We start from the raw sequence: 9,358 nt of genomic DNA, 5'->3' as shown, positions 1-9,358 counted from the left end.
CCGCACGAAGGTCGCCATTGCATGGAAGCGGTCCATCTTCATTCCCCCCTGGAATAGATCATAGTGCCACGGGCGCTCTGCCCTGTCGCGCGGGAAATGGGCATCTGTCTTGTCAGAAGCTGGCGCAAGCGGCGCTGCCGAACACAAGGAACCACCGGACATGATGCGACAGGCCATTCAGGACGCTGCCTATACCTTGCAGATCACCGGCAGCATCACCGCCGCGATCCTCGTTGCCGCAGCCCCCATCGCCCACCGCATCTTCCATCGCTGACCAGAGGAGCACGACCATGATCGAAATCTATGCATTCGCCACGCCCAACAGCGTCAAGGTGCCCATCGCGCTGGAAGAGCTCGGGCTCGATTACACCCTCAACGGCGTCAACGTGCGCAAGGGCGAGCAGAAGGTGCCGGAATTCGTGGCATTGAACCCCAATGCCAAGGTGCCGGTGCTGGTCGATGGCCCGCTGGTGCTGACCGAGAGTGCGGCTATCCTCGTCTACCTCGCCGAGAAGACCGGCAAGCTGCTGCCCGCGAGCGGCGAGGCTCGTGCGCGGGTGTTCGAGCAGCTGTTTTTCCACGCCTCGGGCCTCGGCCCCGCCTTCGGCCAGGCCGGGTTCTTCAAGAAGCAGGCCGCCGAGCCCCAGCCGCTCGCCATCACCCGCTTCGAGGCCGAGGCCGCGCGCACCGCCGGGATGCTCGATCTGGCGCTTTCGCGGCACGAATTCGTTGCCGGCGACAGCTTCACGATCGCCGACATCGCCCATTTCGGCTGGCTGTGGCGCCGCGCCTTTGCCGAGGTCGACATCTCCGGCCTGCCCAACCTCAGCCGCTGGGTCGCCGCCACCGAGAGCCGCCCGGCCGTAAAACGCGCCATTGCGCGGGTCGAAGCCCTCGTCCCCGCCGCCTGACCCCTTACCCCGAAGGAGATCTGCCATGAGCCTGCAAGACCGTCTCGATGCCTTCAAGGCCGAATTCCGCGCCGCCCGCCCGCCCGAAGTGCGCGAACTGATGGAGCGGGCGACCGCCGAGCTGATCGCTTCCGGTGCCGCCGGACGCACGTTGAAGGCCGGCGACCGCGCACCCGACTTCACGCTCGAAGCCCCCGATGGCACGCCCGTCGCCTCGGCCGATCTCCTCGCGCAGGGCCCGCTGGTGGTGAGCTTCTATCGCGGCGTGTGGTGCCCCTATTGCAACATGGAGCTGCAAGCGCTCGAAGGCGCGCGCGAGAGCTTCGAGGCGGCAGGTGCGCGGCTGGTCGCGATTTCTCCGCAGAACCGCGTCAACAGCCGCAAGTCGGTGCGCGAGAATGCGCTCGGCTTCCCGATCCTCTCCGATGCCGGCAACACCGTTGCCGCCGCCTTCGGCCTCAGGTTCGCGCTGCCCGGCTATCTGGTCGATCTCTACAAGTCGCTCGGCAACATGCTCCCGCTGTTCAACGGTGACGAGAGCTGGACCCTGCCCATGCCCGGCCGCTTCGTGATCGGTGCCGATGGCGTGATCGCCTATGCCGAGGTCAACCCCGACTACACCCGCCGTCCTGAACCGGTCGACATGCTCCCTGCCATCCGCCGCGCGGCAGCAGCGGTGGCCGCGTGATGGCCGCCCCCCGCAAGTTCCTCGTCACGGGTGCCAGCAAGGGGATCGGCCGGGCGCTGGCAGAGCGGCTTGCCGGGGCCGGGCACCGCGTGGTGGGAATCGCCCGCACTGCCTACGATCCCGGCTTTCCAGGCACGCTCGTCCCGCTCGATCTTGCCGACAGCGGCGCAAGCGCGGCGGGATTGGCCGCGCTGGCGGAGCAATATGCCTTCGACGGAGTCGTCAACAATGTCGGCCTCGTCCGCCCGCAGGCCTTGGGGGCGATCGACCTCGACACGCTGGACGATGTGCTACGGCTAAACCTCCACCCGGCGCTTCTCGCCGCGCAGGCGCTCCTGCCCGGCATGCGGGCGCGCGGTTGGGGGCGGATCGTCAACATCGCCAGCCTGGTAGTGCTCGGCGCGCCCGAGCGCACCGCCTATGCCGCAGCCAAGGCCGCACTGGTCAGCTTCGCACGCAGTTGGGCGCTCGAGCTTGCAGGCAGCGGGATCACCGTCAACGCGGTCGCCCCCGGCCCGACCGAGACCGAGCTGTTCCGCCAGAACAACCCTCCGGGCAGCCCCGGCGAGGCGCGCTACCTCTCCGCCGTGCCTATGGGCCGCTTCGGCCAGCCGGAAGAAATCGCGGCGGCGGCAGGCTTCCTGCTGTCGGAGGAAGCGGGATTTATCACCGGACAGACCCTGTTCGTCGACGGCGGCGCCTCAATCGGGCGTATGGGGATCTAAGTGCTGCGCGCGGAAGGAACGAACGGCCGGTCAAACCTGGTCGGCCTGGAGGAATTGACGTAGATTCGCCTGACTTCAAGCCAATCCAAAGGTGTGCACCATCTTTTTTGCTGTTCGGGACCCGGAAAGCGTGCAAGCGACCTATGCTCTCTTGATACCTGATCAAGGTGGTGTCCGCTTTCGTGGTGTCCGCATTTGGCAAATCCGGACGTCTGCTCGAGCGGTCAACGGCGACCGGGTTTGGGTCGATAGGCGACGCATTATTCGGCTGCGATCAACTTCAGCTATCGCGTTCTGTCGCCCAAAGGCTGCCATTCGCGTTTCCACCCACTTCCGGTCATTCAGACCGAACTCCGGGAACCCCGAAAGCAGCCGCTCCTCATGCAGCGTCCGAACCCCCTACTCCGCCGCCTGCCGCTGCTCCTGCGCGAAAATCTCGACCAGATCGTCGTCGCTGGCGTTCACCAGTCGCTCGACCCATTGGTGGAAGACCTGTCCGCCCTTCTCGTTGCGCCCGAACAGCACCTCTTTCATCAGGCCTGACGCCAAGGCCTGCTGCTGGCGCTTGCCCGTCGCATAGTCCTCGTCGCGCACCACGATCTCGAGGAAATTGAACTGGTCGTGCGCGGCCTGGACCTGTTCGGGGGTCTCGGGCTGGTTTTCCATGACGTAGAACTGGGTGGTGTAGCTCTCGCCCACCGTCGCGCCGGGGAAGAGCTGGCTGATCATCGCCCCGCGCTGGCCGCCGCCGTAAAAGCTGGCGATCGAGATGTGCGGGAAAATCGTCCACACGCCCTGCACCAGCACCTCCTGCGGCAGATCCTCGTCGCTCATCGCTTCCAGATCGAGCGCCTGGTCGTCGTCCCCCTGCACCTTGATCGCGAATTTCGACGGGGTCGAGAGGCGCTGGTGCGGGCCAAAGGCGAAGTAGTTGGCGCGGTTGTAGAAATCCGCCCCGAAGGTGTCCTTGTGGAGCACCGGCAGGTGGTAGAAATCGAGATAGCCGTCATAGGCCGTCTTCCAGTTCGGCCCCGCCAACGTGCGCTGCGAGAACAGCGTCCAGCCCTCGAATTCGAAGGCCTTCAAGAGTTCGTCATAGCCGCACAGGTAATCGGCGATGCTGAGCTTGGAATTGGGATCGAGCGTCACCCAGATCAGGCCTGCGTTCTCGTACACCGGGAACTTGGTGAGGCAGTGCTGGCTCTTGTCGATCTTGCCGAAGTCCTGCGGGGATGCGACGCCGATCAGGTCGCCATCGGCCTTGAAGGTCCAGCCGTGATAGCCGCAGGTGAAGCGGCTGGCATTGCCGCAGCCGGCGGCGAGCGGGTTGCCGCGGTGGGTGCACATGTTGAGGAAGGCGCCCATGCTTCCGTCCTTCTGGCGCGAGAGCAGCAGCGGCACGCCGCAGATGTCCATCGCCTTGAAGTCGCCCGGGTTGGGCAGCTCGCAACTGGGCGCGACCATCAGCGGCAGGCGGCGGAAGATCTGCTTCTTCTCGGTCTCGAACACCGCCTCGTCGGTGTAGGCGCTGGCGGGAATGCGCACGACCTCATCGGCATATTCCATCGTTTCGGCCGCGCCGTGGGCGACCAGATTGCGGGTCATGGCGACCAGAGTTTCGCGTGACATTGGCATCCTCCCAGATGGCGCGATCATCCGCGCTCGGGGGCGCTGCAGCAATGCTCACTTTTGGGAGAGGGCCACACACAAAGGGGCCAAAGAAAAGGGGGCAGGCCATCGCTGGCCCGCCCCCCGTCCCCCCTGGGTTCGGTTGGATCAGAACCGGAAGCTGACTTCCGCGAAGACCTGACGGCCACGGTTCTGGGTCAGCACCAGATCGTCGCCGCGCGGGCGGCCCTGGGCATCGAGGCCGCTGGGCAGGAACGGACGCCCGCCGCTGGTGATGACGAAGATCTTGTCGGTGAGGTTCTGCGCGATCAGCGAGAGCTTCCACTTGCCGTCGGGGTGGCCGACCGAGATGTTGGCATCAAGCAGCCAGAAGCTCGGTTGGACGTAGTCATTCAACGAGGTCTCGTCGGTGATGTAGCCGTCATTGTAGGCAGCGTTGCCCGACAGGAACAGCTGGAGGTTGTCGGACAGCGGCACGGTCCAGTCGGCGGCGATGTTGCCCGCCCATTCGGGCGCCTGGCTGCCGCGCCGCCCGTCGAGGTCGATCACCCCGCCCTGGCCGCCCGGCTGGAGGAACTGGGCGGTGTATTGCGCATCGAGGTAGCTGAGGTTGGCCGAGAGATTCAGCCCGTCGATCGGGGTGCGCCAGCCGGCTTCGATATCGACGCCCTTGGTGGTCAGCTCGCCCGCGTTGCTGGTGACGAACTGGATCGTCACCGCGTTGAAGTTCTGCACCTGCAGATCCTCGAACACGTAGTAGTAGGCGGTGGCGTTGAAGGTGATGTCGCGGTTGGACCACTGCGACTTCAGGCCCACTTCGCCGCCCTTGGCCTTTTCCGACTGGAAGATCAGCGAGCTGAAGTCACCCGACAGCGCCGCCTGGCTGAGGCTGTTGGACGGCAGCGCCGAGTTGTCGATCCCGCCCGACTTGAAGCCGGTCTTGAACGAGGCGAACAGGTTGACGTCCTCGCTCGCCTTGTAGCGCAGCGTGACTTCGGGCGAGAAGTTGTCGTCGGCAAAGTTGATGGGACCCGAGAAGAAGCCCGGCCGCACGAAGCCCGGCCCCTGCAGGAAGGTGTGCAGGTACGGGACCGCGATAGTCTGGACCTTCTGTTCGTCGGTCCAGCGCACGCCGCCCGACAGTTCGAGCGCCTCGGTGAGCTCCCAGGTCAGGCTGCCGAAGAACGACAGGGCTTCGGTCTTGGTGGTGTGGGTCTTGTCCCAGTCGTAGGTGAAGCCGGTCACCGGGTCGCGCCCGAGGAACGAGATGTTCACCCCCTGCTGGGCGGTGTCGAAGATGAAGGTGCGGTCTTCGTAGAAGGCGCCGAGCATGAAGTTGATCGGCCCGTCGAAGTCCGAGGCGAGGCGGATTTCCTGGCTGTACTGTTCGAGCGCGTTGCGCGGGTCCGAACAACCCGCGGCGCCCGGCAGGCGGACGGTGCTGCCCGGCGCCGTCAGGAAACCGCCATAGGCGTAGCAATCGAAATCGACCGCATCGAGGTTGAGCAGACCGGTCACCGAGGTGAGCGTGAGCGCCTCGCTGAGATCGAGGTCGAACTGCAGACGGCCGAACCAGATTTCGCTTTCGCCGAAAGGCACGCCGTTGCGACCGGCCGCCTTCGAGGGCGTCGGCACGCCCGCCTGCAGCGGCACGGCAGCATCGGACAGGTAGTAGCGCTGGTCGAAGGCGTTGCAGTCATAGCCCGCCGGGATCGAGAGCCCTCCGCCCAGCAGCACCACCGGATCGGGGGTGCCGTTGGCGCCGCAGAAGATTTCCGCGGTGCCGATCGCACCGTCATTCTCGTTGCGCGTGTACTGGACCTTCAGGTTGGCCCGGAAGGTGTCGAGCGGGTTCCAGTCGAGCGTCACGCGGCCGATGAATTCGGTGAGGCCGCGTTCCTGGTTGACCGCCGGGGTGTTCGCCTGAAGCAGCTGGAATTCTTCGATATCGTTGAACTGCGCGGCGACACGGATGCCCAGCGTGTCGGTGATCGGGCCCGAGATGAAGCCCGAAACGAGATAGCCCTTCTCTTCGAACTCGTAGCTGCCGCGCGCGCCGACCTGCCAGGTCGAGGTAGGGTTGGCGGTGCGGATCGAGAGCACGCCGGCGGTTGCCGACTTGCCGAAGAACAGCGACTGGGGCCCGCGCAGCACGTCGATCTGCTCGACATCGAAGAAGCCCGACTGGACGAGGCGCATGCTGGAGGCGACGATGCCGTCGAAATCGAGCGCCACGGCCGAATCGAAGGCGGCCGAGATGTTCGACGAGCCGACGCCGCGCAGGCTGAGCTGCCCGCCCGAGCCCGAACCGCCGACCTGCACATTGAGCGTCGGCACCCGGCTGGTTACGTCCGCGACATTGTCGATGCCGTAGTTGGTGAGCGTCTCGCCGCCGATGGCGGTGACGGTGACGGGGACTTCCTGCAAGGTTTCGTTCTGGCGGCGGGCCTGAACGATGATCACCGGAACATCGTCCTCCGCGGTCGCGCCGTCGGCGGCATCCTGCGCGAAGGCGGTGGTGGGCATGGCGGCGATACCGCTCAGCGCGGCCCCGCACAGCAAGGCGCGGCGCAGGTCGGCGGCGCGGGCGCCGGATGCAATTCGGGCACGAAAAGTGTTCATGGTCCTCTCTCCCCATCGGGCCGCAGCTTCCCCGCGTGCCCTGTTCTTCCCCAACCCGCAGCGCATCTCCTCACGCCTTCGGGCAAAGCCCTCGGGTACGCTTGCAGGTGTATGTTGCCCCCGCGCGCGCGCCATCAGCAAAAGCGATAGTGACCGGTCCAAACTGCGACAAAAACGTCACAACGCTCCGCCAAAGCAAGATTCCGTAGCGTCATTCCGCGGCCTCGCGGGCGAGCCCGGCCTCGCGCGCGAGCTGGTCGCGGCGCGGATCGTTGGGCCACACCCACTCGGGCCCGATCACCGGTTCGACCCGTAAATGCGGCGGCACATTGTCGCGGCCGATCATCGCATCGAGGCTCTGGTGGAAGGCATAGATGCGCGCCTCCTGATAGGACAGCGGCACCGAGCGGAAGGCCGAGCCCTGCATCGAATGCTGGATCGCCTCGCCGAACTGGGTGTCCTCGAGGATGATCGCGCTCATCTGCCGACCGCCCGGTTGCGAGGCGTCGGGCACGGTCCACAGGTCCGGCGCGGGTTCGTCCCCCCAGTCCAGTGCCATCGTCACCAGTTCGAGCCGCGTGGTGCCGAGCGAGGTCGGCCAGAACAGCAGCGGCGGCACGAAGTAGTTGCTCAGCGGGCTGACCCAGTTGGGGAACAGGGTGTAGCTCTGCGTGCAGGTGCGTCCCAGCTCGCCCACGGTTTCGATCTGCTGCCAGCCGGGCGGGCTGTCGATCGCGCGCACGTGCGCGCGGTCGGTCTGGCGCGGCGGCGGGGCGAGCATCCGGGCGTGGCCATTGGGATACATTGTGTTGTAGTTGCGCGTCGAATCGACCAGCGGCGCGACCGTGTTGGGGTGGATGAAGGGCACATGGTAGACCTCCATGTTGGCCTCCATCGCGACCTTCCAGTTGCACTGGAGCTCGAAGGAATGGCGCGCTGCCAGCCTGATGCGGTCGAAGGCGAACTCCTCCCACTCGCGGGCAATCGGCCCGAGCCAGTCGATGAGCGGCATCGCCTCCATGTCGAAGTTGACGAAGATCACCTTGCCGAACAGCTCGCAGCGCACCGGCAGCAGGCCCCGGCAGGAAAGGTCGAAATCCGCCGGGAAGTCGCGCCGCTCGGGCACGCCCACGAGGCTTCCGTCGGTCTTGTAGGTCCAGTTGTGGTAGCCGCACATCAATCGGCTCGATTTGCCGCGGTCTTCGGTGACGACCGGCGCGCCGCGGTGGCGGCAGGTGTTGTGGAAGGCGCGCACCACCCCGTCCATGCCGTGGACGATGACGATGGGATCGCCGGCATTGTGCCAGCGCATGTAGCAGCCGGGCTCGGGGATTTCGTCGAGGTGGCCCGCGAACAGCCAGGACTTGCGGAACACATATTGCTGTTCGAGCGCGAAGTATTCCGCGCTGGTATAGCGCCCGGCGGGCATGTCGGGGAGCGCGGGGAAGCCTTCGGGTGGCGCGGTGCGGCGGCCCTCCCATTCCATCAGCGCCTTCAACCGTTCGACTTCGCCCGCGTCCATCATCCTCGGCTCTCCCTCGGCCCGGGAGAATACACCTGCGGCCCGCCGCCACGCCCTCGCGCTTTCGACAGTGGCGGGCGCGCCCCCGCCCGATAGGCTGCCTTACAGAAAACAAGCTTTTGGGAGAGAGCAGATGGCGGGACGGGTAGCGGGCAAGGTGGCGCTCGTGACAGGCGGGGCGATGGGTCTGGGCAAGGCCGATTGCGAGGCGCTGGCGCGCGAGGGCGCCAAGGTGATCGTCACCGACCGCGAGGTGGAGCTTGCCCATCAGGTCGCCGATTCCATCGGCGGCGATGCCATGGCGCTCGACGTCACCAGCGAGGAGCAATGGATCGAGGTGATGCGCGCGGTCGAGGAACGCCACGGCGGGCTCGACATCCTCGTCAACAATGCCGGCAACGTGATCTTCGAGAGCATCGAGGATTGCTCGCTCGCCCACTTCCGGCTGCATCTCGACATCCATGTGGTCGGCACCTTCCTCGGGTGCAAATATGCCGTGCCGCTGATGAAGCACCGCCACCAAACGGTCGGCGGCGGGGGCTCGTCGATCATCAACATGGCCTCGACCGCGGCGCTGATGGGCTATGGCAACATCCCGGCCTATGCGGCGTGCAAGGCGGGGATCGCGGGGATGACCCGCAGCCTTGCGATCGACTTTCAGGACAAGGGCTACGGCATCCGCGTCAACGCGCTCGCGCCCGGCGGGATCGAGACACCGATGGTGATGGGCATCTCGGGCCGCGGCGGGCAGACGCCGATGGAGATCCCCGAGGGGCCGCTCGCCGCGGATGCGCTTGGGGCTCCCAAGGATGTGGCGGGCTGCGTGCTGTTCCTTGCCTCGGACGAGGCGCGCTTCCTCAACGGGTTGACCATCCCGGTCGACAATGGCCTTTGGGCGAGGCCCCATCACTGAGGGCCCCATCACTGAGGATCGCAAACCCGGCGCATACCGATGGTATGTGCTTGGATTGCTGACGCTGACGAGCGCGTTCAGCGTCGCCGACCGGCTGGTGTTCTCGATTCTGGTGCAGGACATCAAGGCGGCCTTCAGCCTCAGCGACACCGAGCTGGGCCTGCTGGGCGGAGCGGCCTTCTCGGTGATCTATGTGCTGGCGGGCTTTCCCGCCGCGCGGCTTGCCGACCGCTCGATCCGCAAGACCATCGTCGCCGCCGCGATCAGCTTCTGGAGCCTGATGACTGCGGCCTGCGGCATGGCGACGGGGTTCTGGACCTTGTTCCTCGCGCGCACCGGGGTGGGGGT

Annotated in this window: 8 protein-coding genes; 5 read left to right on the top strand and 3 right to left on the bottom strand. The window is 66.0% G+C overall.

The annotated features are described in order from the left end of the window. Positions 1-290: 290 nt before the first annotated feature. From AX708_RS19150 to AX708_RS19140, 3 genes are read left to right on the top strand one after another with little or no spacing between them, the layout of a single operon-like run. Complete coding sequence (locus tag AX708_RS19150) at positions 291-911, top strand: glutathione S-transferase family protein (RefSeq protein WP_066531048.1); 621 nt, start codon at positions 291-293, stop codon at positions 909-911. Positions 912-936: 25 nt separating this feature from the next. Continuing rightward, positions 937-1,599, top strand: coding sequence for a peroxiredoxin-like family protein (locus AX708_RS19145; protein WP_066531046.1), 663 nt, complete (start codon positions 937-939; stop codon positions 1,597-1,599). Continuing rightward, positions 1,599-2,324: an SDR family oxidoreductase gene (locus tag AX708_RS19140; RefSeq protein ID WP_066531044.1), complete on the top strand. Its 726-nt coding sequence runs from the start codon at positions 1,599-1,601 to the stop codon at positions 2,322-2,324. The genes AX708_RS19145 and AX708_RS19140 overlap by 1 nt, the downstream gene beginning before the upstream one ends. Positions 2,325-2,723: 399 nt before the next feature. Here AX708_RS19140 and AX708_RS19135 read toward each other — a convergent pair whose 3' ends face one another. The 3 genes from AX708_RS19135 to AX708_RS19125 all read right to left on the bottom strand — a co-directional run bounded on the left by AX708_RS19135 (position 2,724) and on the right by AX708_RS19125 (position 8,100). Further along, positions 2,724-3,953: an aromatic ring-hydroxylating dioxygenase subunit alpha gene (locus tag AX708_RS19135; protein ID WP_066531042.1), complete on the bottom strand. Its 1,230-nt coding sequence runs from the start codon at positions 3,951-3,953 to the stop codon at positions 2,724-2,726. 147 nt (positions 3,954-4,100) lie between these two features. Beyond that, on the bottom strand, positions 4,101-6,575 hold the full coding sequence (locus AX708_RS19130) for a TonB-dependent receptor (RefSeq protein ID WP_067490633.1): 2,475 nt from the start codon (positions 6,573-6,575) through the stop codon (positions 4,101-4,103). 211 nt (positions 6,576-6,786) lie between these two features. Continuing rightward, a complete protein-coding gene (locus tag AX708_RS19125; RefSeq protein WP_197426165.1) occupies positions 6,787-8,100 on the bottom strand; it encodes an aromatic ring-hydroxylating dioxygenase subunit alpha in 1,314 nt (437 codons plus the stop codon). A 130-nt stretch (positions 8,101-8,230) separates the two neighbouring features. Between AX708_RS19125 and AX708_RS19120 the strand changes: the two genes are divergently transcribed. Together AX708_RS19120 and AX708_RS19115 are read left to right on the top strand one after the other, a co-directional pair. Then, positions 8,231-9,010: an SDR family NAD(P)-dependent oxidoreductase gene (locus AX708_RS19120; RefSeq protein ID WP_066531037.1), complete on the top strand. Its 780-nt coding sequence runs from the start codon at positions 8,231-8,233 to the stop codon at positions 9,008-9,010. A gap of 55 nt (positions 9,011-9,065) precedes the next feature. After that, positions 9,066-9,358, top strand: a 293-nt coding sequence (locus AX708_RS19115; protein WP_156454606.1) for an MFS transporter, incomplete at its 3' end; no start/stop codon positions are given.

Source organism: Erythrobacter sp. CCH5-A1 (assembly GCF_001557115.1).
In the GTDB taxonomy this organism is placed as follows: domain Bacteria; phylum Pseudomonadota; class Alphaproteobacteria; order Sphingomonadales; family Sphingomonadaceae; genus Erythrobacter.
The sequence above is the reverse complement of the archived record's forward strand: the minus strand, read 5'-3'. Positions and strand labels throughout refer to the sequence as shown.